Annotated in this window: 20 protein-coding genes and 1 pseudogene; 9 read left to right on the top strand and 12 right to left on the bottom strand. The window is 63.4% G+C overall.

Features of this window, described 5'->3' with window-relative positions:
* Positions 1 to 204 precede the first annotated feature (204 nt).
* The 7 genes from SAS01S_RS13245 to SAS01S_RS13215 all read right to left on the bottom strand — a co-directional run bounded on the left by SAS01S_RS13245 (position 205) and on the right by SAS01S_RS13215 (position 7,621).
* Complete coding sequence (locus SAS01S_RS13245) at positions 205 to 1,191, bottom strand: hypothetical protein (protein ID WP_066808964.1); 987 nt, start codon at positions 1,189 to 1,191, stop codon at positions 205 to 207.
* Entirely contained in the window at positions 1,188 to 1,862 is a 675-nt protein-coding gene (locus SAS01S_RS13240) for a lipase family protein (protein WP_157082811.1), read from the bottom strand. Before SAS01S_RS13240 ends, SAS01S_RS13245 begins: the two co-directional genes overlap by 4 nt.
* A gap of 764 nt (positions 1,863 to 2,626) precedes the next feature.
* Positions 2,627 to 3,574: a hypothetical protein gene (locus tag SAS01S_RS13235; protein WP_157082810.1), complete on the bottom strand. Its 948-nt coding sequence runs from the start codon at positions 3,572 to 3,574 to the stop codon at positions 2,627 to 2,629.
* Between the two features lie 68 nt (positions 3,575 to 3,642).
* Positions 3,643 to 5,169 carry an SAVED domain-containing protein gene (locus SAS01S_RS13230; RefSeq protein ID WP_066808956.1) on the bottom strand — a complete coding sequence of 509 codons (1,527 nt, stop codon included), beginning with the start codon at positions 5,167 to 5,169 and terminating at the stop codon, positions 3,643 to 3,645.
* A gap of 9 nt (positions 5,170 to 5,178) precedes the next feature.
* Entirely contained in the window at positions 5,179 to 6,114 is a 936-nt protein-coding gene (locus SAS01S_RS13225) for an AAA family ATPase (protein WP_066808953.1), read from the bottom strand.
* Positions 6,114 to 6,632: an HORMA-1 domain-containing protein gene (locus SAS01S_RS13220; protein WP_066808950.1), complete on the bottom strand. Its 519-nt coding sequence runs from the start codon at positions 6,630 to 6,632 to the stop codon at positions 6,114 to 6,116. The genes SAS01S_RS13225 and SAS01S_RS13220 overlap by 1 nt, the downstream gene beginning before the upstream one ends.
* 5 nt (positions 6,633 to 6,637) lie before the next feature.
* Complete coding sequence (locus SAS01S_RS13215; RefSeq protein ID WP_218016299.1) at positions 6,638 to 7,621, bottom strand: CBASS oligonucleotide cyclase; 984 nt, start codon at positions 7,619 to 7,621, stop codon at positions 6,638 to 6,640.
* 136 nt (positions 7,622 to 7,757) lie between these two features.
* Between SAS01S_RS13215 and SAS01S_RS13210 the strand changes: the two genes are divergently transcribed.
* Genes SAS01S_RS13210 through SAS01S_RS13195 form a run of 4 tightly spaced genes read left to right on the top strand, consistent with a single transcriptional unit; the run spans position 7,758 to position 10,001 of the window.
* A complete protein-coding gene (locus SAS01S_RS13210) occupies positions 7,758 to 7,964 on the top strand; it encodes a transcriptional regulator (protein ID WP_245656902.1) in 207 nt (68 codons plus the stop codon).
* The gene (locus tag SAS01S_RS13205; RefSeq protein WP_218016298.1) at positions 7,964 to 8,581 is read left to right on the top strand and encodes a GNAT family protein; all 618 of its coding nucleotides are present in this window, start codon (positions 7,964 to 7,966) and stop codon (positions 8,579 to 8,581) included. Before SAS01S_RS13210 ends, SAS01S_RS13205 begins: the two co-directional genes overlap by 1 nt.
* 5 nt (positions 8,582 to 8,586) lie before the next feature.
* Positions 8,587 to 9,084, top strand: a complete 498-nt coding sequence (locus tag SAS01S_RS13200) for a helix-turn-helix domain-containing protein (RefSeq protein WP_066809019.1) — start codon at positions 8,587 to 8,589, stop codon at positions 9,082 to 9,084.
* Positions 9,085 to 9,131: 47 nt separating this feature from the next.
* The gene (locus SAS01S_RS13195; protein ID WP_218016297.1) at positions 9,132 to 10,001 is read left to right on the top strand and encodes an ImmA/IrrE family metallo-endopeptidase; all 870 of its coding nucleotides are present in this window, start codon (positions 9,132 to 9,134) and stop codon (positions 9,999 to 10,001) included.
* Positions 10,002 to 10,181: 180 nt separating this feature from the next.
* On the opposite strand, the gene SAS01S_RS13190 is transcribed toward SAS01S_RS13195, so the two are convergent.
* The gene (locus SAS01S_RS13190) at positions 10,182 to 11,081 is read right to left on the bottom strand and encodes a nucleotidyltransferase and HEPN domain-containing protein (protein WP_066808931.1); all 900 of its coding nucleotides are present in this window, start codon (positions 11,079 to 11,081) and stop codon (positions 10,182 to 10,184) included.
* A 333-nt stretch (positions 11,082 to 11,414) separates the two neighbouring features.
* On the opposite strand from SAS01S_RS13190, the gene SAS01S_RS13185 reads away from it, so the two are divergent.
* The 5 genes and pseudogenes from SAS01S_RS13185 (at position 11,415) to SAS01S_RS13160 (ending at position 17,813) form a co-directional block, all read left to right on the top strand.
* Positions 11,415 to 12,008 (top strand): RNA polymerase sigma factor, encoded by a 594-nt coding sequence (locus tag SAS01S_RS13185; RefSeq protein WP_218016296.1) that lies wholly within the window; start codon positions 11,415 to 11,417, stop codon positions 12,006 to 12,008.
* Positions 12,005 to 13,030, top strand: a complete 1,026-nt coding sequence (locus SAS01S_RS13180; RefSeq protein WP_066808929.1) for a FecR family protein — start codon at positions 12,005 to 12,007, stop codon at positions 13,028 to 13,030. Before SAS01S_RS13185 ends, SAS01S_RS13180 begins: the two co-directional genes overlap by 4 nt.
* Before the next feature lie 75 nt (positions 13,031 to 13,105).
* Positions 13,106 to 13,855, top strand: a pseudogene (locus SAS01S_RS23160) (TonB-dependent receptor plug domain-containing protein); the annotation flags it as partial.
* Positions 13,856 to 14,586: 731 nt separating this feature from the next.
* Positions 14,587 to 15,696, top strand: coding sequence for a TonB-dependent receptor domain-containing protein (locus SAS01S_RS23155; RefSeq protein WP_066808914.1), 1,110 nt, complete (start codon positions 14,587 to 14,589; stop codon positions 15,694 to 15,696).
* Between the two features lie 5 nt (positions 15,697 to 15,701).
* Positions 15,702 to 17,813, top strand: a complete 2,112-nt coding sequence (locus SAS01S_RS13160; protein ID WP_169804955.1) for an Atxe2 family lasso peptide isopeptidase — start codon at positions 15,702 to 15,704, stop codon at positions 17,811 to 17,813.
* Here the strand turns inward: SAS01S_RS13160 and SAS01S_RS13155 are convergent.
* The 4 genes from SAS01S_RS13155 to SAS01S_RS22820 form a co-directional block, all read right to left on the bottom strand.
* Positions 17,805 to 19,544: an asparagine synthase-related protein gene (locus tag SAS01S_RS13155; RefSeq protein WP_066808909.1), complete on the bottom strand. Its 1,740-nt coding sequence runs from the start codon at positions 19,542 to 19,544 to the stop codon at positions 17,805 to 17,807. The genes SAS01S_RS13160 and SAS01S_RS13155 overlap by 9 nt on opposite strands.
* Positions 19,541 to 20,209 carry a lasso peptide biosynthesis B2 protein gene (locus tag SAS01S_RS13150; protein WP_066808906.1) on the bottom strand — a complete coding sequence of 223 codons (669 nt, stop codon included), beginning with the start codon at positions 20,207 to 20,209 and terminating at the stop codon, positions 19,541 to 19,543. Before SAS01S_RS13150 ends, SAS01S_RS13155 begins: the two co-directional genes overlap by 4 nt.
* A 50-nt stretch (positions 20,210 to 20,259) precedes the next feature.
* The gene (locus SAS01S_RS22570) at positions 20,260 to 20,379 is read right to left on the bottom strand and encodes a benenodin family lasso peptide (protein ID WP_157082308.1); all 120 of its coding nucleotides are present in this window, start codon (positions 20,377 to 20,379) and stop codon (positions 20,260 to 20,262) included.
* Between the two features lie 109 nt (positions 20,380 to 20,488).
* A partial coding sequence (locus SAS01S_RS22820; RefSeq protein ID WP_169804954.1) for a hypothetical protein occupies positions 20,489 to 20,793 on the bottom strand: 305 nt, incomplete at its 5' end.

Below are 20,793 nucleotides of genomic sequence, written 5' to 3'. Positions count from 1 at the left end.
GCGGGTGAGCCGCCGTTTTTGTTTTGCCAACGCGGCAGCCCCAGGTCAGCTTCGCGCCTCAGTTCCGGTCTTTCAGAGTAGAAATCTGACTCATCAAAAGCTGCCATCAGTTCGCGCACTCTAACAACATAACTCCGCCAGACGCCGCGACTGCCAAAAAACGACCGGCGGCCGCAGGCGTCGACAGTAGTAATGTGAGCCAGCTCACTCTCGGCGGTCGACGACTCGTGAGTTTCCACGGCTCCGCTCGACGTGAAGCCGCCAACGTTCCAACGGAAGCGCACACTCTCGTAGCACTAATTTCGGATATCCACCCAGGGCAGTCAAACGACCCATCGTTGCATGCAGTTGCGCATCGCGCGCCAGCGCCTCTTGGCCGCCATCGCGCTTCACGATTTGCTCGATGGTGCTCTCAAGCCAGCTCGCGACGTCGCGCATGCGTTGGCCACCGGCGCCATACCAATAACCGTAATGAAGCCAGACCAATCCAGCGAAGAGAGGGAACCGATCCCAATGAGCCAGCGCTTCGTCCAAGTCTTCCGAAAATTCGAAGAAATCTTGAAGGCCTTCCAGCACGCGGCGACCGCGTTTTCGCGACAGCAAACGGCGCATTCGCTCTTCGTCGCACAGCGCTCTTTTCAGGTCATCGAGGTCGAAGCCGTAGATGACATAAGAATCCAGGAGCCCCAAAAACAGCTCAAGGGGATCCGACGCGTTGAACGCCGCGTCTAGATTCAAAAACTGCCGAAAGGCGGTTAACCACCCTTCGGCGGCGCGTTCCTCAGCCAAGTGCTCAAGATAGGAGTTACACGCCGGATTTTCGAAGCTCTCGCGCAACAGGACGGGAGGAGCGAAAGGATACGTATCCTCGAAGTATCGTGCGACACTCGGATGATCGAGCAACTTCAGCACATCGGACAATCTCAAGCCTACGCCGGCCAGATCATCCCGGCGGTCGAGCCCAGCGATGTGTAAGAGAGAAAGGCCCGCCAGAAGCTCGTCGAGATTCTCGCGCTTCTTGATTTCGTTCCACTCGATGGTTTCGTCGAGATGGGACCTCAAAAGATGTCCGACATCGTCGCGATCGAGCATTTTCAAAGCCCGGCGCATGCGGTCAGCCAGTCTGTAGCGGTGGGCAATCTGGTCAGCAACGTCGCTGCCAAGCGGGGTAGCTGATGACGTGGCGATCATAGATGACGCGCAACTGCAAATACGGTCTGCGGAGCCCGGCAAACGCTGCAGTGATCCTCGTTGTCCCATACGTCGGCGAGGGGGTCGCGGCAGAATGTCCGGTTGATGACGATGTTGTCAAACTGGCCGAAGATCACGCCCTCAGCGCGCACCGGCTGGTCAACGCCGTTGTCGACCGCAGCCTGACTGTCGGCGAGTAAGTCCTTCAGAAAATCACTGTCCTTCGCCAAGTCATCGATTACCGGCATTTTGATCTGCGCAAACGTAAATGCGTCAGCCAGGATCGATCCGGCGCCGCTATTGAGCATTGCCTTTAGCTCCGGCAGCCGTGTGCCCATGTGAGCCGGGCCGAACAGGAGTAGGCGACTCCGCTTCACCCAGCCGAAGTCACTGCTGATCGCGTCCAGTAAGGCCCGCCGCGTAACCAGAGCCCCCAGCGAGTGAGCAACGACCAAGATGTCGCGATAGGCCCGATCGCCCGGTGCTCCGGCTCGGAATAGGGTGTTCATCCAGGAAGCCTCGGCCCCAGCAGCCGCATTTAGGAATTTTAGAAAGAGAGTCGCCGAGTTCTGGGCTGGGGCCGCTAAGCTGCTATAACCATAGAATACGACGTCAGCTGCCTCGGCGCCGTTCGCGTCCAGTAGATCCTCCATGCCGTTCCATGTCTTCACCGCTTTCCCGCCGAAGCCGTGCACGAATACGATAAGTCGGTCCGCCCCGTGGTCGGCGAAGTATCCGACCGATCCGTGTCCCCAAGGAAGAGAATATGGAAGGAGATGCCCCACGATTGCTTCGTCCCGTCTTCGCCGCGATCGACAATATCGCCGCAATCTCGCACGAAATCTAATAAGTACCAACACTCGCCGGGGGCTGCTGGTTGCCCAAACCGCCGGTCTTCCAAACCACAGCCCCTTTTTGTGCTCACAGCGTTCCCGATTGGCGGCGGCGAAAGGATGCTCGTGAGGGAAACTGCAGGTCGGAAGCTGCTTTGCGCCTTAATTTCGGTCATTCGCGGACTGACGGGCTCAACCCCGAAAGCCGTCGTTCGCTTATTGTACGCACTGCCCTTTTTGGCCAGCTCAGCGACGGGGAGGCAGTATCTGTCGCGCGGAAGGGCAGGAATAACTGGCTGTGCTGACCCGAATAGCATTTGCCGACATGCTGCTCGAGGAGGGCAAAACAGTTTCGCTGATTCTAGACGATCCTCAGGTCTATTCCGGCGATGGCCGTCGTGATGCGATGGTCGAGATCCTGAGTGAAGCAGCGACGCGGATGCAGGAAATCTTGCTGACACGTCGCGACCGCGCATTCCGGCATGCTCGGGCAATCGGATCACGTTGTCTAAGGCGTAGCATATGACCACCGATCGCTATATTGCGATTGCTTGACCACAGGATGGATCCGCCCCCTCTCGGCGTAAGCGCGCTCTTCGCGTTCACCGATCCTGTTCGTCGGCCTTTCGCTTCAGAAAGCTCGCCATCACTCGCTTGGAACCCCGGGCACCAAAATCGGCGACGACCTTGTCTCCTTCAATGTGGATGACGACGCCCTCGCCAAAAAGCTTGTGTGTGACGCGCGCTTCTAGAGTGAGGAGGCCGTCGGGAGTTGCCGCAGCAGATGCCGAGCCGGGAAGCAGTTGTTCGGTGCGACTTGGTGGCAAGCGACGCCGGCCGCGCGGCTCACCAAGGGCTTCCCAGAAATCACAGCTGAAGTTGTTCAGATAGCGTTCGCCACGAGCCGGCTTTGCCTCATATTGCTCGGGAATCAAAGACCCGTCCCCGCCGGTCGTGAGGTATTCCCGAACGGCCTGCAGCGCCAACCAGCGTAGATGATCCCAGCGATCGAACAGCGTCGCTTCGCGCTGGGCCTCCAATTTCGCCTTGCTTGGTTTACGCGCTGGTCCCGGCACGGTGTAATCGCGGCTCATATCGACATTGTGAAAGAATGCGATTGTCCCGGACTTCCACGCGGCTTCGGGCGTTTCCCGCCATCGATAGTAAATGTCGACCTGGACGCGATCGCTGAACCGGTAGGGAGGCCTGATTAGATCGTCGATATATAGGAGCTGCGCTTCCAGTTCCTGGTTTTCGGCGCGCTCCTTCGCAGCATGAACCGCGTGGATCAAATCGTCGCCTGATTCCCACGCGCGGCTCCAAGTCGCTTTCCGCTTTGCCGCGGCCTTGGCCTTCGCGTGGTCGGCCAAGTCGCGTTCAAAGCGGTCGAGGTTGTGTGCGATGCCCTCGCACGTCACCGATAGGTGCAGGGAGCGAAGAGACGAGGCTGAACCCCCGTCCAGTGCTTGCCTGACGCCTTCGCGAACCGCGTTTGTATCGATCGCTTTGATGGCGACGAGTTCGTGGTCGGACAAATACAACCTACCCATTCTCGCTCTTCCTAGAACACGAGCTCAAGAAATCACCTTGGCGAAGCAGAATGCTGTCATCGCTTAACCTAATGCGTCGTCAAAGGCGCGCGCCCGTTTGGCAGCGACAGGGACGGCCGGTAACCCCGGTCCTGTTCCCCCTCGAAATCAAACTCGTAAAGCGTCACGTTTCCAAGCTGGGGACGACGCTGGCCGATGAAGAAGCTCAAGCCGTTCGGAGCCGCAAGGAACAGGTGAACTTTCGATACATCAGGCGTGTTGCGGACCGCCGCCACAATCGCTGCTGCCAGATCGGCGGCATGGCGGCCAGACCGGACAGCGTTGTGGCTTGGGCCCTCGCTCGTGCTGCAAGTGAGCAAACGACCGATCTGGGGTAACCCTGCCATATATGCCTGCACGTCACGGGCGATGTCGTGGGTCATGCTGACCGCAACCGCGATTTCCGTTCCCTCTCCCACCTCCTGGAGGTCGGTGCTCAACTTTGGCCAGTCCGCCGCCGGCACGCTGTCGTTCGCCGCCCATATCCGTCGATTGGGACTCCGCTGCTCAAGCTCGATCATCCTTCCGCACTTGATGTCCAGGATCGAGCCAGCGGCGAAGGCCAACGTCGCGTGGGCATCAAGCGCCAGGCGGAGCTTTTCGCCATCCCCGGCCGCCTTTCGAAGGAACTCTGCCAGCTTCGGGTAAAGCGTCGATGACCAATCCGCTTCATCCTGGATGAAGCGGGAGTCGAACACGGGCGTAAGATCGAGCACCTTAGCGCAACGCAGTTCGAGCGGATCGAGCGCGTGCTCAAAGGATTTCACGCCAACAACGAAAGGAGCCGGCTCGCCGCCAGCCAGCAAGTTCTCCCGCTTCAGCGCATCACGCAGGGAGTCACGGTCGAACTCGAGACGCCCCTGAGCCATCCACTGGAAGATCAGGTCATCATAGGGAAATGCGCTCGCGCTCGCCGGAATGCGCCGCATACCTGCCATGAAGAATATGGCGTCGAGCTGGTCGCGCAGATCCGCCAGACTTTCCGCGGCTTGGCCGAAGGCGAGCGAAACGGCGAACGCTTCAAGGGCCTTGTCGTCGATGTCGAGATGTTCGCGCCAAAGTTTGCGTACGCCGCCCACCTGGCTGCGATCGGTAGTGCCGTCGAACAATCGGTTGGACCGGATCGCCCCGGAACGCATCCCGATCAAAGCTTTCAAAGGGTCGTTGCGATCCACGGACCAATTGGTGAGCAGCTTGAAGCGAGTTGAGCCGGCCTGACCTCCAGCCGCTTCGCGCGCCGCATGCGCTCGCTGAAGGAGCGAGCGCGCATTGGCGTTGATGAACTCAGGATCGGCAAGCTCGGCGTAGCCGAACGTGCCGGGTGCAACATGCCACTTGCACTGAATGTGCTCGCGCAGCAACGCGACACCTAGGTGATCGAGCTGTCCGCCCCCGGGAAGATACTCGACCCAGATATCATCGAAGCTCTTGGGGCCCGTCTCGAAGGCGACCCGCTTGATGGCAGTGTCAGGCACGAGAAGTCGGGCTGCGCGCTGCCAGAACATCCGCGCCTGAAAAGTGTCGCCATCGCGGCGGACAGTTACAGCTTCAGTCATCGCTCCGCCCTATGCCGGACCGTCGCGGAAGGGCGGCGTAGGGGCCAACTCGCGGGCAATGGCGAGCGCGCGCTTCGGCGCGACCGCGCGCTCGGGATACGCATCGAGCACGATGGCAGGCAGCAACCGCTGGGTGAGGTCGGAAAAGGTGAAGCCGGCTTCGTTATTGGCGCGCGCGCCAGTCAACGAAACCATCGTCTCAATATCGCCTTCACTGAAGCCGAGCGGCGCGAGCCGCGGCGCAAGAATTTCGCGACGACGATCGCCATCAGGCCGATCAAATGCGAGCAGGTCCGCTGCGCGCCGCCGCACCGCCGGATCGAGGGCGCTCAACCGGTTGGTGCACATGATGACTGCGGCCGGGAGCTGCTCGTTGGCAAGGCGGTCGATGCCCCGGATGAAGGCGTTCACCCCGCTGCGATCCTCATGATGCATTTGCGCGGCCTCCCGGGACTGGGCGAGGGCGTCCGCCTCGTCCACCAGCAGGATAATCGCACCACGCGAACGCCCGTCCGCCTTCAGCTTGGCCGCCTCGGTGGCTGTATATTCGAATGCGGCGGTGAGCAGCGTCGTCATCTGACCGACCATCCCTTGGCCACGGCTGGCAAGGCTCAAGGGCAGCAGGGTGATGTCGATGTCCTCGGCGCGGGCGACCATGTCGCCGATCGTCTCGGCAAGCTCGGTCTTGCCGGAGCCCACGTCGCCAGCAAGAATGACGAGAGGAGGGCGCCTGGTGACGGTGTCGAGCAACAGCTGCGCATCTGGATGATGGATCTTTGCCCATTTCTCAAGGCCTGCCCGATTGACTAGCAGGCCAAGGATCTTGGACAGCCTGACCTTGTTGTCGTCGATCCCGACGAGGCGCGCCAGGCGTTGCCGGGCGCCAGGATCCGGATAGCTGATACGCCGCTCGAACAGGGCGGCCACATCGATCTGCTCTGACATCAGGAAAAGCTCCTCACCGAAGCGCGGCCGAGCGATTTGCCACCGGCCGAATAGGTCCGGTCCTGCTCGACATAGCCATTGATGCCCGGCTCCGATGCGCCACCGCGATAGAACGGCAGAGATTTCTTGAAGGCGTCGTGCTGCTCGCTGGTCATATCGTCCCAAGCCGCCGAATAGGTCAGGTAGCTGTAGAAGGCAGCCCCGGACGTATCTGCCCATGGCGTGATCTTGCCGGGGTCATCGTCACTGCCGGAGCCGCCTATAAGGTCCTTGGCCGTGTACCGCAGGGTCGGTTCGATCCAGGCGCCATCGCGCTTGAAGCCGTAGCTGACCGTGCCGAGATACCCCGCCTTGAGGAGCTGGACGACCTCCTCCTCATAGTTTGCGATGTCCGCGTCGCTTGGCACACCGTAGAGGCGCTGCATCCGCTTCAGGTCCGCGGCGACCTTGGCCGCCATATGGCGCGCGTGGGTGATGGTAAAACTATTCGACGCCGAAAGCGTGTAGCTGGAAGCCATGATCGTTACACCTGAAAGGAGGGGCCGAAGACCTTCTGCCAGTAGCGGACGGTCTCCTGTTTCGTGGGCGCGTAGAGTGCTGAGTCGATTGCGTCGCCCGCCTCGAGAGCGGCGTTGACAATGAGATCGGCGTTCGCGCTCGTGTAGAGGCGGCTCACATTGTTCACCTCATTGACCGGATCAATGATCTCCACCGGATCGGTGAAGGTGCCGACCTTCGAGGCGGCGTAGCAGTCGGTGAACACGATCTTCTCTCGCATCCCCGTTCGCGCCACGTAGGTGAAGAAATGCTGCAGCGCGTCGGGATAGTCGGAGAAGTCGAGGCCCTCATCGCACAGCTTGGCGAGGATTAACTCGACCATGAAGGATTTGAAGCGGAAGTTGGAATCCTCGGCCTTCATCCGCCGCGCCCAGAACTTCACCAGCCGGACGACCTGGGCGAAATGCTTTTCCTGCGCCTGCTTGCGCTTCTTGCAGAAATCGAGGTGGAGCGGAATGCTCGTCTTCAGGAATGAGCCGTCGTCCTGACTGACGAGGTTGCCGTACCATTGAGGGTCACCGTCATAGAGGATCGGCACAACGTCAACATCGAGTCCCGATCCCTTGAAGGACACGGTGACGCTGTAGGTTTGTGGTTTGACCTGATCAGGCGAGAAGTTCGGATAGGCCTTGCGCAGGCGCTCGGCGATATATTCGAGCAACGCCGAGATTTCGTGCGGGGCATTTGCCCCGCTGACATAGCAGGCGACGTCAATGTCGTTCAGCGTCTTGAGTGCGGTTCCCTTGGCCAGACTGCCAGAGAGCTGCATCCGCTTTAGCGTGAAGTCGGGATGCTCGTCGAGATAGCGCTCAAGGCGCTCCCGCAAGCCCCGCGCCTGCGCCCGATAGGAGTCTGCCCAATCTTTGGGCAGGTTCACCTTGTCCTGAGCGAACGCGGCAATCTCGCGATGGTCGACATGCTGACGTGACACCGGATCCTCCCGAAACAATGACGATTTTCTAACGAACCGTTCATCATATAGTAGCTATTTTATAGCTATTCAAGGGGTGCACATACGGCCAATATATGTTGACAAACCGGTGGATAAGCCCATATGAATAATCGACTTCGGAGCGGAGGCTGACGTGAAAAAGACGATGACCCTCAACCTCACTGATGCTGAGATGCGGGTGCTCGACGACCTTTCCACGCGAAAGGATCTCTCGAAGACCGCCGTTCTGAGACAGGCGTTGCGGCTCTACCAGGCAGTCGAGGTTCGGGTTGAGAAGGGCGATAAGCTGGTCTTTGAGAACGAGAATACCCGCGAGAAGGCAGAATTGATGCTCCTCTGATGATCGACAGCTCTACCATCTTCCTGGTAGCCGGCGATACGCTCGAGCCGGTCGAGGCGGAGTTGCGCGATGGCATAGAGGAGCAGCAACTCGTCGACTGGCAGACCCAATGGCAGCCCGCTCTCACCGAAATCCTGCGTGAGCTGGCACGTCACGGCGTCCCGATGGCGGATTGGCCGCAAAGCTGGCATTGGGACTGGCGACAAAAGCGTGCCGGCGTCGCCGGTCTGCTAGCCTTTCCCGGCTTCAGCATTATGGCCGATGACGTGACCCAGGGCTTGGCCCAGGTCGACCTGACGCGCTCGGCTCGTTCCGCTGAGCATCAGGGCAAGCCGCTTGCCTATGTGGACTATCTTGAGGTTGCGCCCTGGAATCGGTCAGACCGCGGAAATGTACCGAGGTTTAAAGGTGTCGGCACCGCCTTGCTGACGGCCATCGCCGCGTTATCGGTGGACGAGGGCTTCAAGGGCAGGCTCGGGCTCCACTCGCTGCCCCAGGCTGATGATTTTTACCGCCGAACGGGCCTGATCGATTTGGGCCCGGACGCCGCATATCAAGGACTGCGATATTTCGAAATGACTGAAGATCGTGCTCGCGCGTTCCTCGAGGAGGAGTGAAGGCCATGCGGTTTGAGCGAAGCAAGGAGTGGTGGGTCAAGCGCGCCATAGCCGAGGGTAACGCCACGATCGGCGCCGGTTTGCTCGCCCGCGATCCGGCGTCTGAAAGCGAGATTGACGATCAGGCGGCCCCGCGCGAGGAAAGCCGCATCGCGTTCGGCAGATTTATCAATCTGATGCGCCGGCGTCACGGCATGAGCATCGAGAAACTAGCTGATGCGGCCAAAGTGGACGCAAGTGAGCTTCTCGTTATCGAGGAGGACGTGCATTATGTCCCGGGGCCACGCACCGTCTACCAGCTCGCGCGCATGTTCGATGTGCCTCAAGCACGTCTGATGCAGCTGGCTGGTCTCACAGCGGCAAACGATGCAGGTCTGGTCGAGGAGGCGGTTCGTTTTGCGGCCCGGTCCGAGGCGGTGCATAAGCTGAGCCCGGAAGAAAGTGCGGCATTGAGCGCCTTTGTTGCGGTGTTAGGTCAGGGGGAGCCGAAACGATCTCTGTAAGGAATGTCGCGCTGGATCAACGCACGGTCCAGGATATCGACGAGCAGGTGGCGAAGATCATTCGCGGCCTCGGCAATCCAACTCCGCCACTCGACCTGCGCATCGTCCGCGACCTACTCAGGCTCGACCGGGCGTACTATAGCACCACCGACGACAGCGTCCTTCGCGAAACCTTTTCGCGGTTGAAGGTCGCCGGCATCCAAGTGCTAAAACGCCCCACGCTCCTGGCTGACGCCGTCCGCACGCTCAGCTTGAAGGCGCTCTATCTTCCCGATCAGAAACGGATTTTGTTAGACCAGGACCTTCCCCAGCTGAAGCACCGCTGGAACGAAGCCCACGAGATTGGCCACGACATCATTCCATGGCACGAGGGAATGATGCTCGGAGATACGCTGGAGACGCTCACGCCCAGCTGTCACGAGATCATGGAGGCCGAAGCCAATTATGCGGCCGGCCAACTTCTGTTCCTTGGGGGGCGCTTCGTCGAGGAGGCGGCATCCGAGGTGCCATCGCTTGTCTTGGTCCGCAAACTAGGCGGGATCTACGGCAACACGATTACGTCTACCCTCTGGAGGTTAACGGAGCAGGCCAGCAAAGGCCGTCCGATCATCGCCATGGTGTCGGGACATCCGCACAGATTCCGCCGCAACGCGGACTTCGATCCGGCCAACCCTTGCCGCTACTTCATCCAAAGTCCCGAGTTCCGGGATCAATTTGGCTCGATCACGGAATCACAACTGTTCAGCATCATTGCAGGGTATTGCGGGAGCCAATCGGGCGGCCTGCTCGGCCAAGAGGAAATTATTCTTGCGGACCGAAATGGGGAACGACACCTCTTCGTTTTCGAGACCTTCTTCAACCGGTACGAAGCTCTGACACTCGGTGTCTGGTCGCGTGCGCAGGGTCGCGCGTTCTGAAGTGTTCGGTCGGAGAGAGCGTTCGCCGGCCCTGTTTCAAAGGCGCTCCACCGACCGCACATACCCGCCTTTCCGCAGCGCAAGCATGTCCAGCGGACTCTCCCGCATGATGTCTGCTTTCTTCACCTGATGACCTGACAGCCGCCAGTCCGCAGACGGCCCGATAACAGCCATTCTCGATCAGCCGAGCGCCAGTTGTTTCTCACAAATTTGGCGCACGCGTGTCTGCAGCAGTTCAATGCGCTCCCCAAGCCATTCGAGTTCTTGCGGCGTAATCTGGTAATGCGGAGAATAACGCGCATCGACATAGGCGCGCCGCAGCAGCTCGAAGCTGCGTTGGGCAAAACGCGTGTCGCGTGGCCACACTTCGATCAGCTCTGGTGTGTGGCTCTCGGCCTGCGACCGCAGGAAATTAAGCTTGTGCGATTTCGGGCTGTAAAGGGTCAGGACGAGAAGGACGGCGTGGTAGAAGCGTTCGGTAGCTTGATGAAGCAGGAAGGCTGCTTCCTTCGGCTTTCCCAGACGGGCTAGCTCTGTCCCGGTTTCAAAATAGGTTACAGCACTCTCAAACCACTCATCGAAATACTTCTGCGCTTCCGCCTGCCGATCAGCGCGCGTCAGCGGCCGCGGCTGATCGAATTCCACGCCTTCGAATTGGTATAGCGCGATGCCGTCGCGCGCGATGTCGACGAAGAACGGGCGGCCGTGCCGCAGCTGCTCGTTCACGTCGGCGAGGTCGTGCACGATGAAGTTGACCGGCGCCGAGATCGACTTCTCGATCGTCACCGCGCGCATGAGGTGGTCGTCGGCCTTTGCCCAGAATTCCAGCGTGTCGGTGAGGCGCCGGTCGCTGACGACAACGAGGATATCGTAGTCCGAGAAATACCCGCCCTTGGCATCCTCCACCCAGTCGCCGCGGGCATAGCTGCCGAACAGCACGATCTTGAGGATGCGGCCCTTGCGCTTCCAGTCCTGGGTCGCGATCCGCGTCGCGTCGGCGAACTCGTCGAACAGGATTTGGACAATCCGTTCAAGGTCTTGCCGCTTGGTGGCGGGGAGATGATCGAGCTCCGTTCTCATTGTGTTCAATTGTCCCGCGTGGCGCTCGGAATGGCAAGCGCATTTCGCGGGTCGCCTTGCATTACGGCGACCGGCGGGTAGATTGACGCCCGCGCCACCGGATCGTGGCGCCGAGGCGCGCGGGCGCCGCGCTGGAAATTTGGTCCGGGACATCGCACGTATCCGGGTCGCCGCCGCAAATGTCCAAGCCCCTCCGGGCTAAAAGCGGCAGCGCTTTTCCAGTCCGTCCGCGGCATCCGACTTTGGTCGGCGCTTCGTCGCGAGACTCCTCATGCTGTGTTGCCGCAGCGCCGATCGCGGCGCGTGGCCGCGGTCCGGCGCGGCTGGGCCGTCATGCGCCTGACGCTCGCCTCCGAGACAAGCGGCATGGCGAACGGCGAACGCGCGATCGCCGAGGGCGATCCGCTGCCGCCGGCCGACCATGTGCCAGGGCAGGCGGCGGGCGTTTCGCTCGGCGATTTGTACCGCGCCGAAGCGCCGGGCCTGTTGCGCTATTTCGAGCGCCGGACCGGCGAGCGCCATGCAGCACCCGATCTGGTCCAGGACGCCTTCGCGCGGCTCGCCGGCATCGGCGCGCTGTCGGACCTCGTCAACCCGGCTGCCTATCTGCAGCGGATCGCGCGCAATCTCCTGGTCGACCGCGCGCGCCGCGGCGCGGCGCCCGCCGCGTTCGTCTCGCTCGACGAGTGGGACGCGGAAACCCCGGCGGTGCAGGAGGACGCGCTCGCGGCGCAGGACCTGCTCGAGCGATACGAGGAGGCGATCGCCGGGCTGCCCGAGCGCACGCGGACGATCTTCCTCTTGCACCGCGCCGACGATCTCACCTACCGGCAGATCGCCCGACGCCTCGGGGTGACCGTGTGGACGGTCGAATATCACATGAAGCGCGCCATCCTGCATCTCGCCCAAATGCTCGACGAGCAATGAGCAACCGCGATGATCCGCGAGCTGATCGCGACCGCATCCGCGAGCAGGCCGCCGCTTGGCTCGCGCGGATGGAGAGGGGGACGTCGCCTAGGGCGCAGCGCGATCTCGACCATTGGCTTGCCGCCGACCCGCGCCATGCCGACTCCTATCGGCGTCTGGCTGCGCAATTCGACGGCGCCCGGCAGTTGCGCGTGTCGCGCCGCTTCGTCGACCGTCCTCCGCCGCGCCGCCGCTCGCCGGCGGTGATGGCGGCGGCCGCCTGTCTCCTGGCCGCGATCCTGCTCCTGGCCTTTCTCTTCGGGCATCGCGCGACCCTGCCGGCGCGCCGTGAGCCGGGCGCGGTCGCGAGTGTCGCGGCCGGGCAGCCACCGGCCGTGCTTCGCGTCGAGGCGCCGGCTGCCGCGATTCGCTCGGTCGGGCTGGCGGACGGCTCGGTCGTCACCCTGGATGCGGGCAGCGCGGTCGAGGTAACCCTCACCGGCGATGCCCGCCGGCTCGTGCTCACGCGGGGCCGCGCACGCTTTTCGGTCGCGCATGACGGCCGGTTGTTCACGGTAGCAGCTGGCGGCGGCGAGACGATCGCGCGCGGGACCGTGTTCGACGTGGCGCTCGCGCCCGATGGCCGGGTCGGCGTCGCCTTGTGGCGCGGCGTCGTCGATGTTTCGCCGTCGGTTGCCGACGGCGCGGCGGTCCGGCCGCCGGCCCGTCGGCTCGTAGCCGGCGAGGCGCTCGGCTATCAGGGCGGCCAGCTGCTCGGGACCGCGACGCGGCCGGCACCAGCCGGCGCCGCCTGGGCGGATGGCGCGGGCGAGTTCGACAATGTGTCGCTGGGGTTCGTCGTCGAGCGCGCCAACCGGGGCGCGGCGGTGCCGATCCGGCTCGGCGACCTGGCGCTGGCCGCGCTGCGCGTCTCGGGCCGGTTCGATACGCGCGACGGCGATCGCCTCGCGCACGACCTCGCGCGGCTGTTCGATCTTCGCGCCGAGCGCGGCCCGGACGCGATCGTGCTGACGCGCCCCTGAATTTATTTTCAGCCATTACTACTGACCCGCCGGCGCGCTGCGTCGCTCTCTTCACATTCGAAAAGAAGGGGAGTGATGATGACTGCCGATATCCGTTACCTGTTCCTGGCGGGCGCCGCCGCGATCGTCGCGGTGGCACCCGCAGCCGCTGCCCGGCCGCAGGCGAGCTTCCGGTTCGAGCTCAAGGCGCAGCCGCTCGGCGCCGCTCTTCAGCAGATTAGTCGCACCGCCGGCGTCAGCATCCTGTTCAGGCCTGAGGACGTCGCCGGCCTGTCCGCGCCCGCGCTCAACGGCACGTACACCCTCAGCGAGGCGCTCGACCGGCTGCTCGCCGGGACGGCGCTTACGGCCAGCTACGACAATGGAACGGTCGTCGTCAGGGGGCGAGGGGCGGCGGCGGACGCCGCCGCCCCGCCGCTGAGCGCGCCGGAGGCGGCTGCGCCTGACATCCTGGTGACGGGCTCGCGCATCCGCGGCGCGAAGGTCGCGTCACCCGTCGTCACGGTCTCGCGCGAAGAGGCGCGCAACCAGGGGCAGGGGAGTCTCGGCGAGATCGCTCGCAGCCTGCCGCAGAGCTTTGGCGGCGGCCAGAATCCGGGGCTCGGGTTCAATGTGCCCACCGCCAGCGGTGTCGACGTTGGCGGCGGGTCGTCGTTCAACCTGCGCGGGCTCGGCAGCGACGCGACGCTGACTTTGCTCGACGGGCACCGCCTGGCCTATGGCGGCTCGCGCCAGTCGATCGATGTCTCGGTCATCCCGCTCGGCGCGCTCGATCGCATCGAGGTGGTCGCGGACGGGGCGTCCGCGCTTTACGGCTCGGATGCCGTGGGCGGCGTTGCTAACATCATCCTGCGCCGTGATCTCGACGGGGTCGAGACCCGGGCGCGGCTGGGGGCGGCGACCGATGGCGGCGATTTCCAGCAGCAATATGGCCTGACCGCCGGCACGCACTGGCGCGGCGGCGGCATCCTCGCTGCCTATGAATTCAACCGCTCGACGGCGATCGACGCGGATGAACGGGACTATGCCGCGGTCCGATCGCACGGGCTGCGGCTGCTTCCCGCCAACCGCAGCAACAGCTTCTTGGTCAGCGCCCATCAGGACCTAAGCAACAGTCTCGAGCTCGCGATCGACGGAATCTACAATCGGCGCAGCACGCGCTTCATCTATCCCATCGATCCGAGCGGCGATCTCACCATCGCACGCGATGTATCGACGACCCGGGAAAACGCCTTTGTCGTCGCGCCGTCCCTGACCTGGCGGCTGCGCAATGGCGGTCATATCGATCTCAGCGGAAGCTACGGCGCCGATCGCGTCCATTACCAGAATAGCGACATCGCGCCGCCCACGCCGACCTTCACCAGCGGCGGCTGCTACTGCAATCGCATGGTGGCGGTCGAGCTTTCGGGCGATACGCCCTTGTTCAGGCTGCCAGGCGGCGATGCCAAGCTGGCGCTTGGTCTGGGCATGCGCCGCACCGGGCTGACCACCTCGCGCTTCCCGGCGATCCCCAGGATTTCACGGCGTCGCAGACCAACCATTATGGCTTTGCCGAATTGGGGCTGCCGTTGGTATCGCCGGGCAACGGCATTCCCGGGCTCGCCAGTCTCAATCTCGATGTCGCGCTGCGCTATGAGCGCTATTTGGGCATCGGATCGGTCGCGACCCCCAAATTCGGCCTCATCTGGTCACCGCTCAAGGGCCTTGAGCTCAAGGCCAGCTGGGGCAAGTCGTTCCGCGCGCCGACGCTTCAGCAGCGCTACCAGACGCTCCTCGTCTTCCTGTTCCCGGCGACGTCGCTGGGCGGTGCAGGCTATCCGTCCGACGCGACCGCGCTCTACGTCCAAGGCGGCAATCCCGATCTCAAACCCGAGCGAGCGACGAGCTGGTCGCTGGGGGCCGCGATCAAGCCGACGGCAATTCCCGGACTCAGCATCGAGCTCAATTATTTCTCGACCCGTTATATCGACCGCATCGTTGCTCCCATCGGCTTCATCACCCAGTCGCTGAGCTCGCCGCTCTACGCGCCGCAGGTGACGGTTGCGCCGTCGCGCGGCGAGATCGATGCGACCCGCGCCGCCGCCGGTATCTTCACGCTCGCGGGCGTGCGTAGCTACGATCCCGCCAAAGTCGTCGCGATCGTCGACAATTCGAGCGTCAATGCCGGGAGCCAGCCCGCGCACGGGATCGATGCGATCGTCCGCTACCGGGCAACGCTCGGCGCACGCGACACGCTGACCTTGGAAGCGAACACGTCCTATCTGGTGAGCAGCCGCCAGATTTCCCCGACACAGCCGGTCATTCCGCTCGCGGGGATTTTGTTCAACCCGCCGCACTGGCGCGGGCGGGGCAGCCTGTCCTGGGATCATGCGCGTGTCGGCGCCACTGCCACCTTGAACTATGTCGGCAACCTCAGCGACACGCGCAGGACGCCGGCACTCAAGGTACCCGGCCAGGCAACCGTCGATCTGGCGTTGCGCTTCCGGACGGGCGATCGTGCGCCGGGCGCGTTGCGCGGACTGGACTTGATCCTGGCGGCGCAGAACCTCCTCGACACGCCGCCGCCGCTCATCACGACCGGACCGGTCACCGACACGCCGTACGATTCGACCAATTATTCGCCGGTCGGCCGTTTCGTCAGCTTCACCATCGCCAAGAAATGGTGAGGCCGGTGTCGTCGGATCGATTTCGCCGGGCGGCGCTCGCCGCTTTCGCCTTCACGCTTATCTTGGCGGCGCCTGCGGCGCGCGCCGCTTGCGAAAGCTGGGATCCGGTCAGCAGCACGGGCGCCTATGGCCCCCGTCCGATTACCGCCCGGGACCTGATCGAGCTCGTCAATTTCGGGCGACCGGACATCGAGCCGCTCGGTGGGCCGAGCGCGTTCGATATATCCCCGGACGGCCGCTGGATCGCGACCGTTCTGCAGCGCGCCGAGCTTGCCACTAATGGTTTCTGCCAGGCGCTGGTTCTGATCGACCGGCTGCACCGTGCGCCGCCGCGCGTTCTCGACCGGGGCGGCGACTTCCTGCTTTCGACGTACGTCGAAGCCGGACATTATGACAGCAACGGGGTGCCGCTCCTCAACAAGGCGCGATTTTCTCCCGACGGCCGCACGATCGGCTACCTCAAGCGGGTCGATGGGCGGACCCGATTGTGGGTGGCGAGCCTCGACGGACGACCGGCCAGGGCAGTGACGCCGACCGCGATCGACATCGCGCGATGGGCGTGGGGTTCGACTGGGACGGCGCTCGTCTATACCTTTCGTCAGGGCGGCGATGAGGCGGCTGCGGCAATCGAGCGCGAGGGCCTCAGCGGCTGGCATTTCGATCGCCGCATGGTGCCGATGCTCGGCATTCGGCCGCAAATCCCGGCGCCGCTACCCGAAGGTATCGCCATGGCGCACGTCGGCGACGGTGATGCGCTCCGGCTATCGGCCGCCGACCGCGCGGCGCTCGGTGACGACGATGACATTTCACTGGCACAGCATCGCGCGGGGGCGAACGGGCAGGTGGCGTGGGCAGCGCGACTGCATAACTATGCGTTCTCGCCACTACGAATTGAAATGCGGCGCGCGAACGGCTCTGCCATTCGCTGCGCAGCGTCGGCTTGCACCGGACGTATGCTCGGCCTGTGGTGGACCGAGAATGGCCGCACGTTGGTCTTTCTTAGATTGGAGGGCTGGAACGATCGCTTCACGGCGCTCTACCGCTGGTCTCCGGGGACCGGTCAACCGCGGCGCATCCTTGAGACCGACGACGTGATCGAAGGGTGTACACCGGCCGACGAGGAGTTGATTTGCACGCGACAGGGCGCCAGTCAGCCGCCACGTCTGGTTGCCATCAAGGTGACATCAGGCGAGCAGCAGATTGTGTTCGATCCGAACCCGGGGTTCGCCAACCTGGTGCTTGGTCGCGTCGAGCGCCTCGGTTGGACCAACGATGTCCGGCGCGAAGTCTATGGCGATCTGGTGCTTCCGCCCGGCTATAGGGGCGGACCGTTGCCGACGATCGTGGTGCTTTACAGATCCCGGGGTTTTCTGCGCGGAGGAACTGGTAACGATTACCCCATCCAGCTGTTCGCCGATCGCGGCTTTGCGGTCCTCAGTATCGACCGACCCGCCTTGTTCGCCCAAGGCGTTCCGTCGATCGGCTCCGACGACGCCTTCTGGCAGGCCAATACACGCGATTGGGCGGATAGGCGCAGCGTCGACTCCGCGATCCAGTCAGGGCTCGATCTGCTGGTCTCAAGGGGTATCGCCGATCCTTCGCGCCTGGCGCTGACCGGGTTGAGCGACGGCTCCTCGAGCGTGCGGTTCGCGCTTATCCAGTCGAGACGATACGCCGCCGCCGCGATCAGCACCTGCTGCGTCGATGAATCCTCCGACGAGGTGGTCGGGCCCTATTGGGTGACTGAGAGTGCAAAGCTTGGCTATCCGCCCGCAGCTCCTGTCGACGAGAAATTCTGGCTGCCCTATTCGATGGCGCTCAACGCCCCCAAGATGACCACGCCATTGTTGATGCAACTCGCCGACAGCGAGCTGTTGGTGGCCCTCCATACCTATACGGCACTCAAGGCGGCGAAGCAGCCGGTCGATCTCTATTTCTATCCCGGCGAATTCCACTTCAAATGGCAGCCGGCGCATCGACAGGCGGTCTACGAGCGCAACCTCGACTGGTTCTCGTTCTGGCTCCAGGGCCGCGAAGATCCGGCACCTGCGAAGGCCGAACAATATCTGCGCTGGCGGGCGCTGCGCGATCGGTCATCGGTCGAACGGTCACCATGAGGCGGCCCAGGCTTCTACATCCGCAAACTGAAGGAGTCGCGCCCAGGCATTCCCTTTGATCGGTCCGCGCGCGTCGAGGACTTTCAGACAGACCTCGCGATCGACCAGGCCCTCGCGGACGAGCAATCCGTCGCCGATCATGGCGCGCAGTCGGGAACGATTGGCGTCGAAAATCTCGATCATGAAGCTTGCCATAGCGCCCTTGCCGGGTCGCCAGACATGACCGTGGGGCAGGAGGTCCTCGATCGCCCGGCGCGCGATCGCCCGGTTGCGGCCCCGCTCGAACCATAGCCAAGGCGGGATCGACAGGCAGGTTTCGATCACGGGCTGCGACAGCAAAATGGCCTTCCAGGGCGCGCCTGTGCTCCTGGTCGGGCTCTGGACGATGCCGAGCGCGCTCAGCGTCAAGGCCACATGGCCGGCGCTTCCGGACCCGGCGCCCGCCGGTGGCGACAGCCATGCATGACTCACCGCCTCGCTTTCTTGAGCGCAGACCATCGGCGTCAGGCATTCGAGATTCGATGGCCAGCGATAGGCAGAGCGACGCGAGATAACGCGCGCCAAAGCCTGTCTCGCCACCGCGCCCGCGGTGGCATTTGCCAGGCGGGCAAGGTCCAGCGTGAGCGCGGGAATGCGACGATCGAAACCCTTTGCCCGGATAAGGTCGGCGAGCGGCGCGGCCGACTGCATCGAGCAGAAGATCTGATCGCCGCCGCCGCCATGCAATATTCGATGCCCGCTCGATCCTGTGTGCGCTCGGATCGCCGCGCGCGTTGCCTGCGAGAAGCTGGTTTCGGTCGGATAGGGGAGATCGCATGCCTCCGACCGGGTGAGGTCGACCATGGCCGGATCGCGCACCATCTCGGCAAGCGGGAAGCGGCAATGACCCGCAACGGCGCGCGCGAAGGCGCGCTCGTCGCCGGCCGCGTCGCGCGTCACCATCGTCAGAGCCGCCGCCTCGCGCCCGGCGGCCGAAAGCGCGGCGGCCACCGCCGAGGAGTCGATGCCGCCCGACAGAAGGACGAGGTTCGGCATGCCATCGCTGGTTTGCGCGGCCACCGTATCGAGCAGCACTTTACGCAAGCGTTCGGTCGCCGCCGACCGGTCGTCGCACTGTTGCTCGTGGCCGAGGAACTGCCAGGGAGACCACATCGTCTCGTATTCAGGGCTCGGGCCCAGGGTAATGCGCTCGCCGCAGGCCAATTCCTCTATGTTCGCCAGGCATGTCCGACGACGGCGGATGTCGGGCGCAATGAGCTGCAGCGCGACGGCGTGCCAGTCGATGGCCGGCTCGACTGATACGCTCTCCAACAACGCGACGTCGGACGCGAGCATCGTCGCATCAGATGATCGATGCAGGTAGCAGGAGAGGTCGCCGAACGGCGCCCGCAGGATCGTCGGTCCTCGCTCGTCGCCGATGATCGCGACATAGTCGCCCCAATAGCGCTGGATCAGCGACGCGGCGCGCGCGCCTGGTGCCGCGCCCGCATCATCGTCGGGCAAGTCTGTCAGGGCTGTGCGGCCGCCCCGAGCGTATATCGGGCCAAGGACCGCGCTATCCAAATGTCCTGGCCTGCCGAACAAGAGGGCAGATTCCGGTGCGAGCAGCAGGAAGCTTCGCCCTTCCGTAAGCGCGAGGCAGTGTTGGCGGCCGATCGTCGTCAGGCGCTCGCGCCACGAACCAGTGGTACCGCCGTGGGGCACGACGATCAGATAGCGGTCGCCGGTCATAGGACGAGCACGGCAGCAAAGGGGCGGACATTGTCGAGCCGATCGGAGATAACGATCCCGTCGATGCTGACCCAGGCATGCGCTTCGAACGGCCGCAGCTTGATGCCGATCGCGAGTTGCGCATTGAGGCCCGCTTTCAGGCATGTTCGCGCCATGGCAAGCGACAAGGGGAGGCATTGATCGAGTGTTGCGATCCATCGCCCGGCCGCGGCAAATGCGGCCGCGATCGTCTCGCATTCGCCCGGGCGGGGCGGTCGCATATCTGACGCCGACGCCGCCTTGAGCGCGCGCAGCCGCTCGACGTTGGACGTCAGCGTATGGGCTCGAAGGCGGCGTTTCGCGCGCATGGTCGACATGGCCGCGACGAGAATCTGGCGACGCGGGGGAATTGTCATATCCGCGCCGTCGAGCGCCGAGCCGAGCAATTTCGGCTGGCGACAAGGGCGCGGATTGTCGCCGAAGGGGAGGTCGACAAGGATATCTCGGTCGACGAGTCCGAGAAGACGGGCCTTTTGATGCTCGTCCGGTTTGCCGTGGGTCAGCGCGGTGAACGCGCTGTCGCCGGACGGTCCAAGAGCGAAGTACCGATCCCGATTGAGATCTAGGAAAATCCGCTCGCCATCCTGTTCGACGAACGAAATGCCGGGAGCCAGCGCCAGTGACATGATGGGGCCTTGCGTGACGCGTGGGGCTTTCGCCCCACGCGTCGAGGCGCTCAGTCGTCGGTAAGGCCGGCGGCCACGATGCCCTTCACTTCATCGCCCGGCGCATGGAGGGGGCCCTTGGTCTCCACGCTGGCTGCGCCGAGGTCGATGCGATCGTCTTCGCGTTCCATGTCAGTCTCCTTCGAAGCCGTCAGATTGGCGGCGGCAGAGAATCTATGAAGGAGGCCCGGCTATCCGAAACTTATACTCGGAATATATCGCGAATGTTTTAGTGCGGCCCTATCGGTACAGCGCGCGGACGATCGCGGCGGTCGCGTGGAACCGACGGCGATGATAAGCGGCGACCCGTTTCAGCAACTCCGCACTGGTCGCGTTGTCGAACGCCATCGCCAGTTCGCGCAATTCCGCCTCGAGATCGTCGAAGACGCGCCGCTCGGCCACGCGCGCCCTGGCGAGCCGATCATTCGCGAAACCCATCTGATGGACATGTTCGCGATTGTCTGCGCGGCCGACGAACAGCTCGAAAAAGGCGGCGGTGGCCCGTCCGATATCGGCGGGCAGAGCGTCGGCTTTGAGCGGTGCCC

Origin of the sequence: Sphingomonas asaccharolytica NBRC 15499 (assembly GCF_001598355.1) — a bacterium.
GTDB lineage: Bacteria > Pseudomonadota > Alphaproteobacteria > Sphingomonadales > Sphingomonadaceae > Sphingomonas > Sphingomonas asaccharolytica.
The sequence above is the reverse complement of the archived record's forward strand: the minus strand, read 5'-3'. Positions and strand labels throughout refer to the sequence as shown.

Excerpts from the sequence above, each read along its gene's own strand:
- SAS01S_RS13235 (WP_157082810.1), bottom strand. The coding sequence starts at position 3,574 with ATGGGTAGGTTGTATTTGTCCGACCACGAACTCGTCGCCATCAAAGCG.
- SAS01S_RS13225 (WP_066808953.1), bottom strand. The coding sequence starts at position 6,114 with ATGTCAGAGCAGATCGATGTGGCCGCCCTGTTCGAGCGGCGTATCAGC.
- SAS01S_RS13190 (WP_066808931.1), bottom strand. The coding sequence starts at position 11,081 with ATGAGAACGGAGCTCGATCATCTCCCCGCCACCAAGCGGCAAGACCTT.
- SAS01S_RS13150 (WP_066808906.1), bottom strand. The coding sequence starts at position 20,209 with ATGTCACTGGCGCTGGCTCCCGGCATTTCGTTCGTCGAACAGGATGGC.
- SAS01S_RS13230 (WP_066808956.1), bottom strand. The coding sequence starts at position 5,169 with ATGACTGAAGCTGTAACTGTCCGCCGCGATGGCGACACTTTTCAGGCG.
- SAS01S_RS13185 (WP_218016296.1), top strand. The coding sequence starts at position 11,415 with ATGCGCCTGACGCTCGCCTCCGAGACAAGCGGCATGGCGAACGGCGAA.
- SAS01S_RS13220 (WP_066808950.1), bottom strand. The coding sequence starts at position 6,632 with ATGGCTTCCAGCTACACGCTTTCGGCGTCGAATAGTTTTACCATCACC.
- SAS01S_RS13245 (WP_066808964.1), bottom strand. The coding sequence starts at position 1,191 with ATGATCGCCACGTCATCAGCTACCCCGCTTGGCAGCGACGTTGCTGAC.
- SAS01S_RS22570 (WP_157082308.1), bottom strand. The coding sequence starts at position 20,379 with ATGGAACGCGAAGACGATCGCATCGACCTCGGCGCAGCCAGCGTGGAG.
- SAS01S_RS13200 (WP_066809019.1), top strand. The coding sequence starts at position 8,587 with ATGCGGTTTGAGCGAAGCAAGGAGTGGTGGGTCAAGCGCGCCATAGCC.
- SAS01S_RS13180 (WP_066808929.1), top strand. The coding sequence starts at position 12,005 with ATGAGCAACCGCGATGATCCGCGAGCTGATCGCGACCGCATCCGCGAG.
- SAS01S_RS13155 (WP_066808909.1), bottom strand. The coding sequence starts at position 19,544 with ATGACCGGCGACCGCTATCTGATCGTCGTGCCCCACGGCGGTACCACT.
- SAS01S_RS13205 (WP_218016298.1), top strand. The coding sequence starts at position 7,964 with ATGATCGACAGCTCTACCATCTTCCTGGTAGCCGGCGATACGCTCGAG.